17 protein-coding genes are annotated in these 19,474 nt (G+C 51.4%); 14 read left to right on the forward strand and 3 right to left on the reverse strand.

Translation table 11 applies throughout. The annotated features are described in order from the left end of the window. The first annotated feature begins 4 nt into the window (after window positions 1-4). From MNO13_RS11990 to MNO13_RS12035, 10 genes are all read left to right on the forward strand, one after another. Window positions 5-1,297, forward strand: coding sequence for an ABC transporter substrate-binding protein (locus MNO13_RS11990; protein ID WP_064546443.1), 1,293 nt, complete (start codon window positions 5-7; stop codon window positions 1,295-1,297). A gap of 19 nt (window positions 1,298-1,316) precedes the next feature. Then, window positions 1,317-2,189 (forward strand): carbohydrate ABC transporter permease, encoded by an 873-nt coding sequence (locus tag MNO13_RS11995; RefSeq protein ID WP_064546445.1) that lies wholly within the window; start codon window positions 1,317-1,319, stop codon window positions 2,187-2,189. Next, window positions 2,186-3,031 carry a carbohydrate ABC transporter permease gene (locus MNO13_RS12000; RefSeq protein ID WP_064546447.1) on the forward strand — a complete coding sequence of 282 codons (846 nt, stop codon included), beginning with the start codon at window positions 2,186-2,188 and terminating at the stop codon, window positions 3,029-3,031. The genes MNO13_RS11995 and MNO13_RS12000 overlap by 4 nt, the downstream gene beginning before the upstream one ends. A 78-nt stretch (window positions 3,032-3,109) precedes the next feature. Beyond that, the gene (locus MNO13_RS12005) at window positions 3,110-4,159 is read left to right on the forward strand and encodes a D-guloside 3-dehydrogenase (protein ID WP_232885822.1); all 1,050 of its coding nucleotides are present in this window, start codon (window positions 3,110-3,112) and stop codon (window positions 4,157-4,159) included. Between the two features lie 154 nt (window positions 4,160-4,313). Beyond that, a complete protein-coding gene (locus MNO13_RS12010) occupies window positions 4,314-5,102 on the forward strand; it encodes a 3-dehydro-D-guloside 4-epimerase (RefSeq protein WP_232885823.1) in 789 nt (262 codons plus the stop codon). A gap of 13 nt (window positions 5,103-5,115) precedes the next feature. Beyond that, window positions 5,116-6,156 (forward strand): D-glucoside 3-dehydrogenase, encoded by a 1,041-nt coding sequence (locus tag MNO13_RS12015; protein ID WP_064546454.1) that lies wholly within the window; start codon window positions 5,116-5,118, stop codon window positions 6,154-6,156. Continuing rightward, window positions 6,153-8,435: a glycoside hydrolase family 65 protein gene (locus MNO13_RS12020; RefSeq protein ID WP_232885824.1), complete on the forward strand. Its 2,283-nt coding sequence runs from the start codon at window positions 6,153-6,155 to the stop codon at window positions 8,433-8,435. Before MNO13_RS12015 ends, MNO13_RS12020 begins: the two co-directional genes overlap by 4 nt. Next, entirely contained in the window at window positions 8,432-9,109 is a 678-nt protein-coding gene (gene pgmB, locus MNO13_RS12025; protein WP_064546458.1) for a beta-phosphoglucomutase, read from the forward strand. Before MNO13_RS12020 ends, pgmB begins: the two co-directional genes overlap by 4 nt. 15 nt (window positions 9,110-9,124) lie before the next feature. Beyond that, on the forward strand, window positions 9,125-10,204 hold the full coding sequence (locus MNO13_RS12030; protein WP_064546460.1) for an ABC transporter ATP-binding protein: 1,080 nt from the start codon (window positions 9,125-9,127) through the stop codon (window positions 10,202-10,204). Window positions 10,205-10,279: 75 nt separating this feature from the next. Continuing rightward, on the forward strand, window positions 10,280-11,191 hold the full coding sequence (locus tag MNO13_RS12035) for an OmpG family monomeric porin (protein WP_232885825.1): 912 nt from the start codon (window positions 10,280-10,282) through the stop codon (window positions 11,189-11,191). A gap of 98 nt (window positions 11,192-11,289) precedes the next feature. Here MNO13_RS12035 and MNO13_RS12040 read toward each other — a convergent pair whose 3' ends face one another. Continuing rightward, complete coding sequence (locus MNO13_RS12040; protein WP_064546465.1) at window positions 11,290-12,300, reverse strand: LacI family DNA-binding transcriptional regulator; 1,011 nt, start codon at window positions 12,298-12,300, stop codon at window positions 11,290-11,292. Window positions 12,301-12,482: 182 nt separating this feature from the next. Here MNO13_RS12040 and MNO13_RS12045 point away from each other — a divergent pair, with 182 nt between their 5' ends. The 3 genes from MNO13_RS12045 (at window position 12,483) to tyrR (ending at window position 16,718) form a co-directional block, all read left to right on the forward strand. Continuing rightward, entirely contained in the window at window positions 12,483-13,880 is a 1,398-nt protein-coding gene (locus tag MNO13_RS12045; RefSeq protein ID WP_064546467.1) for a YcjX family GTP-binding protein, read from the forward strand. Next, entirely contained in the window at window positions 13,877-14,938 is a 1,062-nt protein-coding gene (locus MNO13_RS12050) for a YcjF family protein (RefSeq protein ID WP_064546468.1), read from the forward strand. The genes MNO13_RS12045 and MNO13_RS12050 overlap by 4 nt, the downstream gene beginning before the upstream one ends. Window positions 14,939-15,155: 217 nt before the next feature. Continuing rightward, window positions 15,156-16,718 (forward strand): transcriptional regulator TyrR, encoded by a 1,563-nt coding sequence (gene tyrR / locus MNO13_RS12055; protein ID WP_064546470.1) that lies wholly within the window; start codon window positions 15,156-15,158, stop codon window positions 16,716-16,718. Window positions 16,719-16,910: 192 nt separating this feature from the next. On the opposite strand, the gene tpx is transcribed toward tyrR, so the two are convergent. After that, complete coding sequence (gene tpx / locus MNO13_RS12060; protein WP_133521518.1) at window positions 16,911-17,417, reverse strand: thiol peroxidase; 507 nt, start codon at window positions 17,415-17,417, stop codon at window positions 16,911-16,913. A 141-nt stretch (window positions 17,418-17,558) separates the two neighbouring features. On the opposite strand from tpx, the gene ycjG reads away from it, so the two are divergent. Then, window positions 17,559-18,524, forward strand: a complete 966-nt coding sequence (gene ycjG, locus MNO13_RS12065) for an L-Ala-D/L-Glu epimerase (RefSeq protein WP_121813538.1) — start codon at window positions 17,559-17,561, stop codon at window positions 18,522-18,524. Between the two features lie 4 nt (window positions 18,525-18,528). Here ycjG and mpaA read toward each other — a convergent pair whose 3' ends face one another. Continuing rightward, a complete protein-coding gene (mpaA, locus tag MNO13_RS12070) occupies window positions 18,529-19,239 on the reverse strand; it encodes a murein tripeptide amidase MpaA (protein WP_064546478.1) in 711 nt (236 codons plus the stop codon). Window positions 19,240-19,474: the final 235 nt, after the last annotated feature.

A 19,474-nucleotide genomic window follows, 5' to 3' on the forward strand; every position in this document is an offset into this window, starting at 1 on the left:
AACCATGAAAACGAAAAAAGCAGTGCTGTTAACAGCACTGGTAGCCGCTGCTTTGCTCTCAGGATGTAAGCAAGACGATTCTGAGCAGGTCACTATTGAATTTATGCATTCGTCGGTTGAACAGGAACGCCAGGCGGTCATCACCAAATTGATCGCTCGTTTCAGCGAGGAAAACCCACAAATCATCGTTAAGCAGGTGCCTGTCGAAGAAGACGCCTATAACACCAAAGTGATCACCCTGGCACGTTCCGGCGCGCTGCCCGAGGTTATCGAAGTCAGCCACGATTACGCCAAAGTGATGGATAAAGAGCAGCTTATCGATCGTGATGCCATCAAAACCGTGATTTCAGGCGTCGGCGAAAGTAGTTTCTACGATGGCATTTTACGCGTGGTGCGCACCGAAGACGGCAGTGCTTTTACCGGTGTGCCTATCAGCGCCTGGTTGGGCGGCATCTGGTATCGCAAATCCGCGCTGGCGAAGGCCGGAGTGAACGAACCCACCAACTGGACGGAATTGCTCAACGCGGCGCGCGTCATGACCGATAGCGCCCACAAGAAATACGGTATTGCGCTGCCCACGGCTGAAAGCGTGATGACCGAACAAACCTTCTCGCAATTCGCGCTCTCAAATGGTGCCAACGTCTTTGATGCTGCCGGAAACGTCACCGCTAACTCACCTGAAATGCTGACCTCGCTCAATTATTACCGCGAGCTGGCGCAGTACACCATGCCAGGTTCCAACGATGTGATGGAAATAAAAGATGCCTTTATGAATGGCACCACCTCGATGGCGGTTTATTCCACCTACATCTTGCCAGCTTTCTATAAAGACGGTTCACCGCAGGATCTCGGCTTCGTAGTGCCTACGGAAAAATCCCCGGCGGTGTACGGCATGATCACCTCGCTGACCATTACCGCCGGGCAAAGCAAGCCAGAAACCGAAGCGGCACAGAAATTTATCTCATTCATGGAGACTGCGCAGAACTCGGCTGATTGGGTGCTGATGTCACCTGGTGCGGCATTACCGGTCACTAAAGCCGTCGCACAAACCGACAGCTACAAAAATAACGAGGTAATCAAAGCCTTTGGCACGCTTCCCGCCGAACTGATTGCCCAATTCCCGAACGTGCAGGTCTTTGGCTCAGTGGGGGAGAAAAACTTTACCCGCATGGGCGACATCACCGGCTCAGCCATTTTGAGTGAAATGGTCAACCAGGTCACGGTGGGTAAACAAGCCACCGCTCCGGCACTGGATAACAGCCAGCAGCGCATCGTCGAATTGATGAAACAACACTGAAATCACAGGATAAGTCACTATGAAGAAGTGGTTCTCAGGCCGCTCTGATATGCCATTTGCCATGATGCTACTCGCCCCCAGCTTGTTATTGCTGGGGGGATTAGTGGCCTGGCCGATGCTATCGAACATCGAAATCAGTTTTTTGCGCTTGCCGCTTAACCCGAACATCAGCTCGCGGTTTATCGGGCTGGAAAATTACCTCAACATCCTGAGCGATACGGCGTTCTGGCACTCGCTATGGACCACGTTCTGGTACACCGCGCTGGTAGTTCTTGGCAGTACAGGGTTAGGGCTGGGCGTGGCGCTGTTCTTTAACCGCGAGTTTCGGTTACGTAAAACAGCGCGCTCGCTGGTGATCCTTTCTTACGTGACACCGTCAATCTCTTTGGTGTTCGCGTGGAAATATATGTTTAACAGCGGCTACGGCATCGTGAACTATCTCGGCGTCGACATGCTGCATCTGTTCAACGAAGCGCCGTTGTGGTTCGACAACCCCGGCAGCAGCTTCTTTTTAGTAGTGCTGTTCGCCATCTGGCGCTACTTCCCATATGCGTTTATCTCATTCCTGGCGATTTTGCAGACCATCGACAAATCGCTGTACGAAGCGGCTGAAATGGACGGGGCGAACGGCTGGCAGAAATTCAAAATTGTCACGCTGCCAGCCATTATGCCGGTACTGGCAACGGTGGTGACGCTGCGCACCATCTGGATGTTCTACATGTTTGCGGATGTCTGGTTGTTAACCACCAAGGTCAACATTCTCGGCGTCTATCTCTATAAAACGGCCTTTGCCTTTAATGACTTAGGAAAAGCAGCCGCCATTTCCGTGGTGCTGTTCGTCATTATCTTCGCCGTCATCTTGCTGACCAGAAAACGGGTGAATCTTAAATGACCGCTAATCATCGCAAACTGTTAGGGCGCGTGGGCTTTTACTCTGGGCTGGCATTGTTCCTGGCAATCACGCTATTCCCGTTCTTTGTCATGCTGATGACTTCGTTTAAAAGTCCGAAAGAGGCCATCTCGTTGCATCCGACCATCTTCCCGCAAGAGTGGACGTTGCAGCATTACATCGACATTTTTAACCCAACCATCTTCCCGTTTTTGACCTACTTCAAAAACAGCCTGGTGGTATCGCTGACTTCCTCTGCCATTGCGGTGTTGATCGGCATCCTGGGCGCATATGCACTTTCCAAATTGCGCTTTAAAGGGCGGATGACCATCAACGCCAGTTTCTACGCGGTGTATATGTTTTCCGGCATTTTGCTGGTGGTGCCATTGTTCAAAATCATCACCGCACTGGGGATTTACGATACCGAACTGGCGCTGATCATCACGATGGTGACGCAGACCCTGCCAACTGCGGTCTTTATGCTGAAAAGCTACTTCGACACCATTCCGGATGAAATAGAAGAAGCAGCGATGATGGACGGCTTAAACCGCCTGCAAATCATCTTCTACATCACCGTGCCGCTGGCGATTTCCGGGCTGGTTTCGGTATTCGTCTACTGCTTTATGGTGGCGTGGAACGACTATCTGTTTGCCTCTATTTTCCTCTCCAGCTCGGCAAACTTCACGCTGCCAGTTGGCTTAAGCACGCTGTTCAGCACCCCGGATTACGTGTGGGGAAGAATGATGGCGGCCTCGCTGGTGACTGCATTGCCAGTGGTAGTGATGTACGCACTTTCCGAACGCTTTATTAAAAGCGGCCTGACTGCAGGCGGCGTTAAAGGTTAAGCAGGTTCATTTGCACTGTTTTGTAGGGTGGATAAGCGCTGCGTCATCCACCACAACATTTAATTACTGGAGTTAAAAATGAAGAAGTTAGTCGCAACCGCACCGCGTATCGCGGCCTTAGTGGACTATGAAGATCGTGCCGTACAGGCACACGAAGTGAAAATCAAAGTGGCCTTCGGTGCGCCAAAACACGGCACCGAAGTGGTGGATTTCCGCGCCGCCAGCCCGTTTATCGACGAAGAATTTTCGACGGAATGGAATATGTTTGTGCCACGCGCAGAAGGTGCAGCCCGTGGTATTGAATTTGGCAAATTCCAGCTCGGTAATATGGTCGTCGGTGAAGTCATCGAATGCGGTGCTGACGTCACCGAATATCAAATGGGCGACCAGGTTTGCACTTACGGCCCATTACAGGAAACGGTTATCGCCAACGGCGTTAACAACTACAAACTGCGCAAAATGCCTGCCGGAGCGAGCTGGAAAAATGCGGTTTGCTACGATCCGGCGCAGTTCGCCATGAGCGGTGTGCGCGATGGCAATGTGCGGGTAGGGGATTTTGTAGTCGTCGTTGGCCTCGGTGCTATTGGCCAAATTGCCATTCAACTGGCGAAAAAAGCTGGTGCATCCGTCGTGATTGGCGTTGACCCTATTGCGCATCGTTGTGAAATAGCCAAACGTCACGGCGCAGATTTCTGCCTGAACCCGATTGGCACCGACGTGGGCCTGGAAATCAAAAAGATCACCAATAAGCTTGGCGCGGACGTGATTATCGAAACCAGCGGCAACGACCAGGCGCTGCAAGCCGCACTGCGCGGTATCGCCTACGGCGGCACCATCTCTTACGTCGCTTTTGCCAAACCTTTCCATGACTTCAACCTGGGTCGCGAAGCTCACTTCAATAACGCCAAAATCGTCTTTTCCCGCGGCAGCAGCGAACCAAATCCGGACTATCCGCGCTGGGATCGTAAGCGTATTGAACAAACCTGCTGGGAGCTGTTGATGAACGGTTATCTGAACTGCGAAGACCTGATTGACCCGGTAGTGACATTCCATGACAGCGCCGAAAGCTACATGAAGTATGTCGATAAGCATCCGGATTTGAGCATCAAGATGGGCGTAACCTTCTAATTTCCCGTCGTCTTTCAAGTTGCAGATATGTTGGCTGCTTTCGTGCATCCCAGTCACTTACTTGAGTAAGCTCCAGGGGATTTACTCTCTTGCCGCCTTTCTGCACCTCGAAATACTTAGGGAAATATTTTCAGGAATAATTAAGGAATAAATCATGAAAATCGGTACTCAAAATCAGGCGTTTTTCCCGGCAGATATTCTGGAAAAATTCAAATACGTCAAAGCGATGGGCTTAGATGGCTTCGAAATCGACGGCAAACTGCTTGTCGAAAATGTGCAGGCAGTGAAAGCGGCGATTGCCGCTACTGGTTTGCCGGTCACTACCGCATGTGGCGGTTACGATGGCTGGATTGGCGACTTTATTGAAGAGCGTCGTTTGAATGGCCTGCAACAAATTACCCGCATTCTTGAAGCATTGGCGCAAGTGGGAGGCAAAGGGATTGTGGTTCCAGCGGCATGGGGCATGTTCACGTTTCGCTTGCCGCCAATGAACTCACCGCGCAGCCTGGCAGGGGATCGTAAAGCGGTTAGTGATTCGCTGCGTTATCTGGATGAAGTCGCGGCACGTACCGGGACCACGGTTTACCTCGAACCGCTTAACCGTTACCAGGATCATATGATCAACACTCTGGCCGATGCGCGTTCGTATATCGAAGAAAACCAGCTAAAACACACGCAAATCATCGGCGATTTCTATCACATGAATATCGAAGAAGACGACATCAGCACGGCGTTTCATGCTAACCGCGACCTGCTAGGTCATGTGCATATTGCCGACAACCATCGTTACCAGCCAGGCAGCGGCAGCATCGATTTCAAAAAGCATTTTGAACAACTTCGCGCGGATGGCTATGACGGTTACATCGTCTACGAAGGCCGCATTCGCGCGGAAGATCCGGCGGCGGCGTACCAACAGTCGTTGCAATTTTTGCGTACCTGCTAAGAGGCAACGTGAGATGAGTCGAAAACTCAGGGTGGCTATTATCGGTGGCGGGCAGGTCGCCCAAACCGTCCATGCGTCGTATTACCTGACAAGAAGTGAACTGGAACTGGTGGCTGTCGTTGATAGCCACACCGGTCGTGCGCAGGCGCTGGCAGACAAACTCGGTATCCCACATGCCTTCAGCGATGCAGATGAAATGTATCGCACATGTGCGCCCGACATTGTCAGCGTCTGCACGCCGAACCGTTTCCATCATCAACATGTGATGCAGGCTCTGGAGCACAACTGCCATGTGATGTGTGAAAAGCCACCGGCCATGACGCCGGAGCAAGCGGCTGAAATGCGCGATGCTGCCCGCAAAGCCGGGAAAGTGTTGGCCTACGATTTTCACCACCGTTTTGCCAGCGACACGCAGTTTTTACGCCAGCAAGTGGTTGCCGGCACGCTCGGTGAAATTTATGTCACCACCGCTAAAGCGTTGCGCCGCTGCGGTGTACCGGGCTGGGGTGTTTTCACCAATAAAGAGTTACAGGGCGGCGGGCCGCTTATCGACATCGGTATTCATATGCTCGATGCCGCAATGTATGTGCTCGGTTTTCCGGCGGTGCGGCGGGTATCGGCGCACTCGTTCCAGAAGCTTGGCACCCGTAAACACAGCGGGCAATTCGGTGAGTGGGACCCAAAAACCTACACCGTAGAAGATGCGCTGTTCGCCACTATCGAGTTTCACAACGGCGGTATCCTGCGTCTTGAAACTTCGTTTGCGCTGAACATTGCCCAGCAATCGGTGATGAATGTGGAATTCTGTGGGGTAAACGCGGGGGCCACGCTGTTCCCGGCGCATATCTACCAGGATGAAGCTGGAGAGCTGGTGACGTTGTCACAAAGAGAAACCGCTGACAGCCAGCGCCATTTCAAAAGTATGCAGGCGTTTGTCGATCATGTTCTTGGTGAGCCAGTCAGCATCGCGGATGCCGAGCAGGGCTACCTTATTCAGCAACTGGTTGCGGCGATTTATCGCGCAGCGGAATCAGGAGCGAGCATCGATTTATGAGCACTCTTACCCGACTGCAAGACCTGCAATTTAGCCAACACACGCTGAATAAATTTGCCACCTTAATGGCCGCTGGAAATGGCTATCTGGGGCTACGGGCCTGCCATGAAGAAGCCTACACCGAGCAGACTCGCGGTATGTATCTGGCGGGGTTTTATCATCGCAGTTCAGCCGTAGAAACCACCGAACTGGTGAATTTGCCTGATGTGCTGCAAATGCGCATCGAACTGGATGGCGAAATATTTACCCTGCTTTCAGGGACGGTGACTGATTATCATCGCGAACTTGATTTGGCTTGTGGAGAACTGCGTCGCAGCCTGGTGTGGCATGCGCCAAACGGTAAACGTTATCAGATCGTGTGCCAGCGATTCCTGTCGGCGGCACAGCATTCGTTGTTGTGCACGCGTGTGGCTATTACGCCGCTCGACGACAATGCGCGGGTCACCATCAGCACCGGTATTGATGCCACCCAAACTAATTCGGGCCGTCAGCATCTGGATGAAACCAGTGTCCGGGTCTTTGAACAGCGGTATTTACAGGGTTGTTATCGCACTCTGGACGGCAGCAATGAAGTGGTGATTAGCAGTTTCTGTGCCTTGCCAGCGGAGAGTTGCAGCAGCTTTTATGCGAAGAACCGCCGTCTGACCCAGCACTGTAGCGGCAAGGTAGCAAAAGGCCAGACATTCGAGTTGGTGAAAACCAACTGGATTACCAGCTCGTTAGATAGCGACTACCACGCAGCCAGTTGCAGCGAACAGGCGTTGAACAAGCTGATGCAGTGTGTGGAACGGGGTTATGAGCAACTGCTGGCCGAGTCCAACCAGGTTTGGGAGACATACTGGCAACGCAGCGGTGTGCAGCTTGAAAGCCAAAATAGCCAGGATCAAATTGCGTTAGATTTTGCGTTGTATCACCTGTTTGCGATGACCCCCGCGCATAACGAGAAATGCAGTATTGCGGCGAAAGGGCTGACCGGCGAAGGCTACAAAGGCCATGTTTTCTGGGATACCGAAGTGTTCTTGCTGCCATTCCATCTGATGACGCAACCAGAAATCGCTCGCCAGTTGTTGAGTTATCGCTGGCATAACCTCGCGGGCGCACTGGCGAAAGCGCGCAAAAATGGCTGGCAGGGCGCATTGTTCCCGTGGGAAAGCGCCTGGTCCGGGGAAGAAGAAACACCAGAGTTTGCGGCAATTAATATCCGTACTGGCTTGCGCCAGAAAGTCGCCTCAGCCGTGGCTGAACACCATTTGGTGGCAGATATTGCCTGGGCGGTAGACGCATATTATCAAGTCACCGGCGACGATGGCTTTATGCGTGAACGCGGAGTGGCGCTGTTGCTTGAAACCGCATGTTTCTGGATGAGCCGCGCAGTTGAGGCTAATGGCAGGCTGGAACTGCACGATGTCATTGGGCCAGACGAGTACACCGAGCATGTTGATAACAACGCCTATACCAACTATCTGGCGTATCACAACGTTGAACGAGCCAGGCACTATTTACAGCAGTTTGCGTTACCGGACGACGATTTCATCCGCCAGGCCGATCGTTTCCTTGCACGTATTTGGTTGCCTGAAGCCCGTGAAGACCATGTTATTGCGCAAGACGACAGCTTCTTCAGCAAACCGACCCTTGATCTCACAAGCTATAAAGAGCAGCAGGGCACTCAAGCTATCTTGCTGGATTACTCACGCGCTGAAGTTAACGAGATGCAAATCCTTAAACAGGCGGATGTGGTGATGCTGGCCTACATGTTGCCGTGGCAGTTTACGCCAGCCCAACTGGCAGCCAATCTCGATTACTATGAACCGCGCACCATTCACGACTCTTCGCTCAGCAAAGCCATTCATGGCGTCATTGCTGCACGTTGTGGACGCCGTGAACAGGCATATCAATTCTGGCAGCAGGCATGTCTTATCGATCTCGGTGATGAACCGCACAGCTGTGACGACGGCATTCACGCCGCCGCGACCGGCGCAATCTGGCTCGGTGCAGTGCAGGGTTTTGCTGGGCTAACCGTGGAATGTGGAGAACTGCATCTGAACCCATGTTTGCCCGAACAGTGGCAATCCATCTCGCTGCCGTTTGTCTGGCAAGGGGTGCGCATCCAACTGACGTTAACTCACCAGCAGCTGAGCGTGACTTCATCGTCCGAAAAACCGATCAATCTTCACCTTGGTAACACCGTGCTGCAAATCACGAGGGCTGCAACTTTTTCGCTGGCTGATTTTTTCACACATTTAACTGGGAGCGGTACCACAAAAGGAACACCACTATGAAACCTGAAGCAGTGATTTTTGATTTAGACGGCGTGGTGACGGACACCGCTCATTTGCATTTCCTGGCATGGCGGCAGGTTGCTGGTGAAATTGGTATTGAGATCGACGAGCGGATTAACGAGCAGCTCAAAGGTATCAGCCGCATGGATTCCCTGGCGCGCATTTTGCGCAGCGGGGGAGCAGAGCTGCGTTTTGACAGCCAGGCAAAAATCAAACTTGCCGAGCGTAAAAACGCGCTCTATGTCGCGTCACTTCAGCACCTCGATCCTGCGGCGATCCTGCCGGGAATTGCGGCGTTGCTCGAAGAACTTCACCACCAGCATATTCGTGTCGGGCTGGCTTCTGTTTCCTTGAATGCGCCACGCATTCTGCAAGCGTTGCGGCTTAAAGGTCAGTTCGATTTCTGCGCGGACGCCAGCCAAATCGAGCATTCAAAACCCGATCCTGAAATCTTCCTTGCCGCTTGTGCAGGGCTGGGTGTCGAACCGGCCAGATGTATTGGCATTGAAGATGCACAAGCGGGAATTGAGGCGATTAACGCCAGCGGCATGCTCTCGGTAGGCGTTGGCTCGGGGCTTGAACACGCCGATTTGCTTCTGCCGACGACGGCAGAATTGAACTGGCCACTTTTGCAAACATTCTGGTTAACCAAACACAGTGCACACGCGGTGTGAAAAAAGGAACAAGTGATGGCACAACTCTCGTTGCAGCACATTCAAAAGATTTATAACAACCAGGTTCATGTGGTGAAAGATTTCACCCTCGAAATCGAGGACAAAGAATTTATCGTGTTCGTTGGACCATCGGGCTGCGGAAAATCGACCACTTTGCGGATGATTGCCGGACTGGAAGAAATCAGTGGTGGCGAACTGTTGATTGATGGCGTGTGCATGAATGACGTGCCTGCCAAGTCGCGCGGTATCGCTATGGTGTTCCAGAACTACGCGCTGTATCCGCATATGTCGGTTTACGACAACATGGCGTTCGGGCTGAAGATGCAGAAACTCGACGCCAACATTATTGATGAACGCGTACAGTGGGCCGCCTCTATTCTGGGGTTAAAAACCTACCTCGACCGTAAACCTGCTGCTCTTTCCGGTGGGCAACGCCAGCGCGTGGCGCTAGGACGCGCCATCGTACGCGAAGCAGGTGTCTTTTTGATGGATGAACCGCTATCCAACCTGGATGCGCGGTTGCGAGTACAAATGCGTGCTGAAATCAGCAAGCTCCATCAAAAACTGAATACCACCATGATCTACGTGACCCACGATCAGACCGAAGCGATGACCATGGCAACGCGCATCGTTATCATGAAAGATGGCATTATTCAGCAGGTTGGGGCGCCTAAAACGGTTTATAACCATCCGGCCAATATGTTTGTTGCCGGGTTTATTGGCTCGCCATCGATGAACTTTATCCGTGGCACACTGGATGACGGCTGCTTCGTCACTGAAACATTAAAGCTGCCTATCCCGGATGATAAATATGCGGCAATGAACTTAGCTAATTATCAACATAAACCAGTGATATTGGGTATTCGCCCTGAGGATATTATCCCGGTGTTACAGGATAAAGGCATTGACGCTCATATTACGGTGGCTGAGCTAACCGGAGCGGAGTTTATGTTATACGCCACCGTAGGTGGCCATGAATTAACCTTACGCGCCAATTCAGATAGTGATTATCGGGCTGCACAAAATATAAAAATAACGTTCGATATGAATAAAAGTCATTTCTTTGATTCTGAAACTGAATACGCGATTAACTAATAATATTCTGTACCCTGCCGGGAATTAACACTCCCGGCTTTTTCTCTCTGTGTAAATTTTACAAGGAATACAAAAATGAAAAAGCTAATGCAATGCACAGTGCTTATTGCCTGTGCAGGAGCGGCCTGCGTGCAAGCTGCGGAAAATAACGGCTGGAATTATAATATTGGTGCGATGTACGAAATAGAAAACGTTGAAGGTCAGGGTGAGGATAAAGATGGATTATATGAACCCTCTGTCTACTTTAATGCCAGCTATGGTGACTGGTCTATCGCATTAACCATGTATCAGGAAGGTTCGGCGGATTACAGCGACTTATCCCGTGGTACTTACTTTAACCGCCCGGAAATCGATATTCGTTATCAAATTGTCGACAATGATGACTGGTCACTAGGTTTCACTGGCGGCATGCGTAATTACGGCTACCATTTCAAAAATGATGATGGTTCCAGCAATGGTACGGCAAATACCCAGCGTTATAAATTCCAGCCGGACTGGAATGTGAAAATTAACCCTGACTGGAGTTTCAGCGGTTGGTTGGCATACTACCGCTTTGATAACGATCTTGACCAGACCGGCTATTCCGACAGCCGTGTTGAAACGGAAACGGGGTTCAGCTGGCGAATTAATGAAACCGTTACACTACGCACTAACTACTATTTAGAACGCGGCTTTAATACCGATAGCGATAAAAATAACGGTGAGTTTTCTACCCAGGAAATGCGTATCTATCTGCCGATTGCGCTTGGCAATACCACTTTGACGCCTTACACCCGTCTGGGGTTGGATCGCTGGACGAACTGGGATTGGTCTGAGGATATTGACACTGAAAACCATGACTATAATCGTCTGGGTTTATTGTATGCCTATGATTTCCGGAACGGCCTGTCAATGACGCTGGAGTATGCATTCGAGTGGGAAAACCATGACGAAGGTGATAATGATAAATTCCACTATGCAGGTATTGGTGTGAATTACGCGTTTTAAGTTTCGGATTTCGCTGCGCTTATCCGACCTACGAAACTGTTTAGCCGTTGTAGGTGGATAAGCGATAGCATTATCCACCATTTTGAAGTGAATTAATCTCAGGAGATAGAGCCCGTCAACGTGATCTTCGTTGGAATTAATGTTCTGGGAGCGGCATACTTTCCGGAAATTCTCTCAAACAATAGCGCGCTACCGGCAGTGCCTAATTCCAGTGTCGGGACTTCAATTCCTCCTGGCGGTGGGGAGAGCAGAAAACTCAACATGTCGTTGCTGTATCCCACCACTGAAAGTTGCCCGGGGATCTTAATGCCTTTTTCTTGGGCGATACGGTAGATACTCATTAACTTCAGGCTGTCGGTGGCGAATATCGCATCAGGAAGATCCTGATGGCTCAATAATTGTTGAGCAGCTTCAAGTGCTGTTTCATTAGTATAGCCACCATCGACGACCCACTCTTCAGGCAAACTAATATTTTGCTCAAGCAGGCAATCTCTGAACCCAGCGAGCCGGTCTACCGAAACGTGATAATCAAGCGGGGCATGAATGCAGGCTATTTTACGATGCCCGTTATTGATCAGTGTTTGGGTTAACGCAATGCTGTCGCGATAATTATCCGTATCCACCGAACAAACATGCTTGAACTCACCATCTACTTTCCCAATCACGACCACAGGAATAGCGTACTGATCCAGTTCCTCGAAGAATGATTCATCAGTGGGGGAGCTGAGCATAATAATGCCCTTGATCATTTTTTGCTTAATTTTGCTGACACACTTTTGCAGGTCTTCTTTACTATTTTTGGATGTCTGCAATATGACGTCAAATCCTTCTTGTTCTGCCCTGGCGGTAATAGCATGCAGGACTTCAGAGAAAAATGGATTTCCTGCGGTCGTTTTGGTTGAGCGAGTTGAGATAACCATAATCGCGTCAAAACCCGATGAAGTCAGGGCACGCGCTAATTTATTAGGCTGGTAATTTAACTCTTCAATCGCTTTTAAAACACGTTCAAGTGCTTCAGGGGAAATATTAGTCTGCTTATTAAGCACCCGCGATACGGTTGATTTAGAAACGTTCGCCAAACGGGCAATATCATAAATGGTGGGCGACATGACTGAACCGGTCCTGTTCTGCGCCAAAAGATAACGCATATTACTTAAGCTCGATGAGGCTGTCTATGCACGATACGCCGCCTTCAATTGGCTATAAAATTGAGCTATACCCTTTGATTTGCCACTATTTACCCCCATAACCTCCCTCATAACAGCTTCAAAAGGGTGCAACCAGGACGCAGATGAACAGAATCAAGAATGAAATAAATGCCCTGATGAACCGGGGTGTGGACCGACATTTACGTCTTGCCGTCACGGGTTTAAGCCGTAGCGGCAAGACAGCGTTTATTACCGCGATGGTGAATCAATTACTGAGCGTACATAACGGGGCGCGTTTGCCGTTGCTCAATGCGGTGCGTGAAGAAAGACTCCTTGGCGTGAAACGTGTTCCCCAGCGCGACCTGGGTATTCAACGTTTCACTTATGATGAAGGGCTGGCGCAACTTTACGGTTCGCCGCCGAACTGGCCGACGCCGACTCGGGGTGTCAGCGAAATGCGCCTTGCGTTGCGCTATCGCTCAAACGATTCGTTGTTACGCCATTTCAAAGACACCTCGACGCTGTATCTGGAAATTGTCGACTACCCTGGTGAATGGTTGCTGGATTTGCCTATGCTGGCGCAAAACTACCTGAGCTGGTCGCGTCAAATGACCGGCCTGTTGCAGGGCGATCGCGCTGAATGGTCCGCACTTTGGCGCAAATTATGCGAAGGGTTAGACCCGCTCGCACCAGCCGATGAAAACCGCCTGGCGGCGATTTCAGAAGCCTGGACTGACTATCTGTTGCGCTGCAAACGTGAAGGTTTGCACTTTATCCAGCCTGGCCGCTTCGTGTTACCCGGCGACATGGCGGGAGCGCCAGCACTGCAATTTTTCCCGTGGCCGGATGTGGACGCGGTCGGCGAATCGAAACTCGCGCAGGCCGATAAAACCACCAACATTGGCATGCTGCGCGCGCGCTTTGATTACTACTGCGAAAAGGTGGTGAAGGGCTTTTATAAAAACCACTTTCTGCGTTTTGACCGCCAGATTGTGTTGGTAGATTGCCTGCAACCGCTCAATAGCGGCCCGCAAGCGTTTAACGATATGCGTCTGGCTCTGACGCAACTGATGCAAAGTTTCCATTACGGCCAGCGCACCTTGTTCCGCCGCCTGTTTTCACCGGTTATCGACAAGCTGTTGTTTGCCGCGACAAAGGCCGACCACGTTACGGTTGATCAACATGCCAACATGGTGGCGCTGCTCCAGCAACTGGTGCAGGACGCCTGGCAAAATGCCGCGTTCGAAGGTATCGACATGGACTGCATGGGTCTTGCCTCGGTGCAAGCCACACAGAGTGGCCTGGTTGATGTGAAAGGAGAGCAAATTCCGGCGCTGCGTGGGAACCGTTTAAGTGATGGCGAGCCGCTGACGGTTTATCCTGGTGAGGTTCCAGCGCGTTTGCCTGGTAGTACCTTCTGGGAGAAACAAGGTTTTCAGTTTGAACAGTTCCGCCCACAAGTCATGGATGTGGACCGGCCAATGCCACACATTCGGATGGATGCGGCACTGGAGTTTTTAATTGGGGATAAATTGCGATGAACGAACCATTAAAACCGCGTGTCGATTTCACGCAACCGTTGGATGTGGAACAAGAACCGAGTTTCAAAGCCGCGCATGCTTTTAGTGAGCCGGAAGCTGAAAAGTTTACTCCCGTCTTAAATTCGCTGGATGAAGTGGAAGATGAAGGGCAGGCCGAAGCGGTTATTGAAGCCGCGTTACATCCTAAACGCAGTATATGGCGGCGCATGGTTCAGGTGGGCCTTGGGCTGTTTGGTGTCAGCGTGGTGGCGCAAGGCGTCCAGTGGACGCATAACGCTTTTGTTACGCAAGACTGGATAGCGCTCGGCGGCGGCATCGCCGGTGGGTTAATTATCGCCGCGGGTGTCGGTTCGGTGGCAACGGAGTGGCGTCGTTTATGGCGTTTACGCCAGCGTGCAGAAGAGCGCGATGAAGCACGCGATTTGATGCACAGTCACGGAATGGGTAAGGGTCGGGCATTTTGTGAAAAGCTGGCGCGCCAGGCTGGGCTTGATCACGGGCATCCGGCATTACAACGCTGGTATGCCGCGATTCATGAAACGCAAAACGACCGCGAAGTAGTTGAGCTGTACGCACGTTTGGTGCAGCCCGTGCTTGATAACCAGGCGCGTCGGGAAATCAGCCGTTCGGCTGCGGAATCGACCTTAATGATTGCGGTCAGCCCGCTGGCGCTGGTGGATATGGCGTTTATCGCCTGGCGTAACTTGCGCCTGATTAACCGCATTGCCACGCTGTATGGCATCGAATTGGGCTATTTCAGCCGTATACGTTTGTTCCGCCTGGTATTGTTGAATATCGCCTTTGCCGGTGCCAGTGAACTGGTGCGTGAAGTGGGTATGGACTGGATTGGCCAGGATCTGGCGGCACGGCTTTCCACGCGTGCAGCGCAGGGAATTGGCGCGGGTTTACTGACAGCGCGCTTGGGGATTAAAGCGATGGAGCTGTGCCGCCCGCTACCGTGGATTGACGGTGATAAACCGCGGCTCGGGGATTTCCGCAAGCAGCTGTTGGTGCAGCTCAAAGAGACCATGAACAAAAAGCCCAATACACCTTCGTAACACGGGTACGCGCCAGCCACTGTCATTGGTCGTTATGTAAATGACGGATGACAACGGTGGATGGTGCTGGCGCTTATCCGTCCTGGAATTGTACAACCCTCCCGTATCATCAGCTTATCTGTCAACTTTTCTTCACACATCACTTTAGACTGCCCGGTATCTGGGGTATCATTAGTATCCCCAATGACTCCGTAATTTGCATTTGAAGGACACCTCCATGCGTCTGGAAGTCTTTTGCGAGGACCGCCTTGGTCTGACTCGAGAATTACTTGATTTACTTGTGCTGCGTAGTATCGATTTGCGAGGGATCGAAATTGATCCAATTGGGCGAATTTACCTGAATTTCTCTACCCTCGATTTCGACACGTTCAGCAGTTTAATGGCTGAAATCCGCCGTATTCCTGGGGTCACGGACGTGCGTACTGTGCCGTGGATGCCTTCTGAGCGTGAGCATCGTGCGCTGAGCGCTTTACTTGAAGCGCTGCCAGAGCCGGTACTTTCGCTGGATATGAGAAGCAAAGTGGAGCTGGCGAACCCGGCAAGCTGCACGCTGTTTGGGCAAAACGAAGACAAACTGCGGAACCATAACGCTGCCAGCCTGGTGAACGGTTTTAACTTTATGCGCTGGCTTGAAAGTGCGCCGGTTGAGTCACATACCGAACACGTGGTGATCAACGGGCAAAATTTCCTGATGGAAATCACGCCGGTTCATTTGGATAACGAAAACGACGGTCCTTCGCTGGTTGGTGCGGTAGTAATGCTGCGCTCCACGGTGCGTATGGGTCGCCAACTGCAAAACCTCTCCAATACCGATGTGGGTGCATTCAGCCAGATTGTCGCCGTCAGCCCGAAAATGCGCCATGTCGTCGAGCAGGCACACAAACTGGCCATGCTAAACGCGCCGCTGTTGATTGTTGGTGACACCGGCACCGGTAAAGATTTGCTGGCGCATGCTTGCCATCTTGGTAGCCCACGAGCGCAAAAACCTTATCTGGCACTGAATTGTGGTTCGATGCCTGATGATGTGGTTGAAAGCGAGCTGTTTGGCCATGCGCCAGGCGCTTATGCGAATGCTGTAGAAGGTAAAAAAGGCTTCTTTGAACAGGCGAATGGCGGTTCCGTTCTGCTGGATGAAATTGGCGAAATGTCACCGCGCATGCAGACTAAGCTGCTGCGTTTCCTCAACGATGGAACCTTCCGTCGGGTAGGTGAAGAGCATGAAGTCCATGTTGATGTGCGGGTGATTTGCGCGACGCAAAAGAACCTGATTGAGATGGTACAAAAAGGGGAGTTCCGCGAAGATCTCTATTATCGCCTGAACGTCCTGACGCTGAATTTGCCGCCGCTGCGCGACAGACCGCAAGACATCATGCCGCTGACTGAGCTGTTTGTGGCACGGTTTGCCGATGAACAAGGGGTGCCGCGTCCGAAACTCTCTAATGATTTGAGCAATGTGCTCACGCGTTATGGCTGGCCGGGCAACGTGCGTCAGTTGAAAAATGCGATTTATCGCGCATTAACACAGTTAGAAGGTTACGAACTTCGTCCACAAGATATTCTGCTGCCTGATTTTGATACTGCGAGTTTGGTGGTTGGGGAAGAGGCGATGGAAGGGTCGCTGGATGATATTACCAGCCGTTTTGAACGCTCGGTGCTGACGCAGCTTTATCGTACTTATCCAAGTACGCGTAAACTGGCTAAACGCCTTGGCGTTTCACATACCGCGATTGCGAATAAATTGCGTGAATACGGCTTGAGCCAAAGAAAAACAGAGTCGTAAGAATAATGCCCCTGGTTAGCGGGGCATTCGAGACTGATGACAAACCTTTTCGTAGGTCGTACAGATAGCATCATCCGACAAAACTGGCGAAAATGGTGGATGACGCTTGCGCTTATCCACCCTACAACACCTGTTTAGTGACCTTTGTCAGCCATCTGGACAATGCCCTCGGTTAGCGGGGGGCATTCACACTTAAGCCTGAAGGGCTTCCAGTGCTGCGGTATAATCCGGCTCGTTAGTAATTTCATTCACTAACTGGCTGAATACCACTTCATTTTTCTCATTAAGAACCACAACCGCACGAGCAGTCAGGCCTTTCAGTGCGCCTTCAGCAATACCCACACCGTACGCCTGCTGGAATTCCGGGTTACGCAGAGTAGACAGCGTAATCACGTTGCTCAGGCCTTCAGCGCCGCAGAAGCGAGACTGTGCAAATGGCAGATCTGCAGAAACACACAGCACAACTGTGTTATCCATTTCAGTCGCCAGTTGGTTGAATTTGCGCACGGAAGCGGCGCAAACGCCGGTATCGATGCTTGGGAAAATGTTCAGTACTTTACGTTTTCCATCGAACTGGCTCAGTGCAACATCAGAGAGATCTTTTGCTACCAGAGTAAAAGCTTCAGCTTTGTTGCCAGTTTGTGGGATTTGACCTGCAACCGCTACAGGGTTGCCCTGGAAATGAACGATTTGTGACATGTTTGATTTTCCTTTTTACATATAATTAACGCCGCGAACAGTGTATGTCAGTATTCAGCTTCTGAATATAAAAAACTGATACTGCAAGTGAAAGTGTTCTCTGGCTATACTCAGCGAATGTCCTGGAACACTGGAAAAACAATGAGAACAGTTAAGGTTTATCAAGAAGCCTGGCCGCTTCACACGCCTTTTGTGATTTCACGCGGTACCCGTAGCGAAGCCGTAGTCGTGGTGGTGGAGCTTGAAGAGGATGGAATTAAAGCCGTAGGCGAGTGCACACCGTATCCACGCTATGGCGAAAGCGTTGCTTCTGTCCTGGCGCAAATTACTACCCTGATTCCTGAGTTAGAAAAAGGGATGTCGCGTGCGCAATTACAGGCCGCACTTCCAGCAGGCGCGGCACGTAACGCCATCGACAGCGCGTTGTGGGATTTGGAAGCCCGGAAAAGTAAACGTACTCTGGCGTATATGGCCGGTGTTGAATTACCAGAGTTGGTCACCACGGCGCAAACCGTCAGTATTGCTGAACCACAGCAAATGGCGGCAGCCGCAAAACTGTTATGGGACAAAGGCGCACGTTTGCTGAAAGTCAAAATTGATGACCGGTTGATTACTGAGCGCATGGTGGCGATTCGTGCAGCAGCCCCGGAGGCTGTCATTATTGTTGACGCTAACGAAGCCTGGCACAGTGAAGGTCTGGCAGCGCGTTGCCAATTGTTGGCTGATTTGAATGTGGCGATGCTTGAGCAACCATTACCCGCAGGGCAAGACAGCCAGCTGGCAAACTTTATTCACCCATTACCGATTTGTGCCGATGAAAGCTGCCATACGCGTGAAAGCCTGGCAGCGCTGAAAGGGCGCTACGAAATGGTGAATGTGAAGCTGGATAAAACCGGTGGGTTAACCGAGGCGCTGGCGTTAACGCAAGCGGCGCGTGAGCAAGGGTTTGATGTGATGCTCGGCTGCATGTTGTGCACATCACGGGCCATCGCCGCCGCATTGCCGCTAGCGGCGAAGGTCCGTTTTGCCGATCTCGATGGCCCAACGTGGCTGGCCGTTGATGTCGAGCCAGGGCTGCACTTCGAAACCGGCAAACTTTATCCGTAAATTTCTATGACTTCTGCCAATGCAGTAAGCCCATCATGGCATCCAGATACCGCTCACTCGCTTCGTCAGCTGAGATGGGCGGGAATTCTGCGGTAATACACGGCAAGCCTAAATCTGCGCACCAGCTGCCAAATGAACCGGGCGTTTCGTAGCCTACGCTGGTCACCAGCGGTAATTCAAACGCTTTAGCAAGCCAGGCTCCGAGCACCGAGTTATCAGGATCTTCGATACATCCCAGTGGGTCATGGAAAGAGACAATCCACGCGGGCTGCAAGGTGTGAATTAACTGGCACAGCGCTGCGGTTTCCGGTTCGGACGCCGGTTTTTTACCCGTCGACAGCACGACATCACGTTTGTCAGCGCTACTGTTCCAGCGATAAACCGTTTCGCCCGATTTCCAGTTGGCAGCCGGGAAATTTCGATTCAAATCCACTCCGTTGGCATTGGCGCGCAAACCCAACTGGCAGCCGTCAGGATTCACCGCTAGCACCACATGATGGCGGCGATGTTCAGGCTCAAGAGTGCGCAGTGCGCAGGACAGCGTGACCATCGCTGCGTTTTCATCGCCATGTGTTCCGGCAATGATCAAACCGCTGCGTTGCTCACTGGGTGCTGCTGGGAACCAGATAAGCGGAGCGCCGAAAACTGATTTTCCAAAGCGTTCGCTTCCTGGAGGGAGATGTCCTCGTTGCGGGCGAGGGCGATGACCGGGCATAAATGTCCTTACTGTGACGAGTTGCAAGACATTATTAATAGCAGTGTTTAGTTAAAATCTCATCTGAAACAACTGTATGCCAGGCCATTATGTATCTTAAGGCTGGGTATCCGGCCACCTCACTTTCAAATGGAGACTGCTTAAGAGGTTTAAAAAATGCGTTTAAACGGTGCGCAAGAAGAATTCGAAATTATGCCCGCAGGAAGAGTAAAAAGGTCATTTGAGTGAGATGCTC

Source organism: Buttiauxella ferragutiae (assembly GCF_022637515.1).
Taxonomy (GTDB): Bacteria; Pseudomonadota; Gammaproteobacteria; order Enterobacterales; family Enterobacteriaceae; genus Buttiauxella; species Buttiauxella ferragutiae.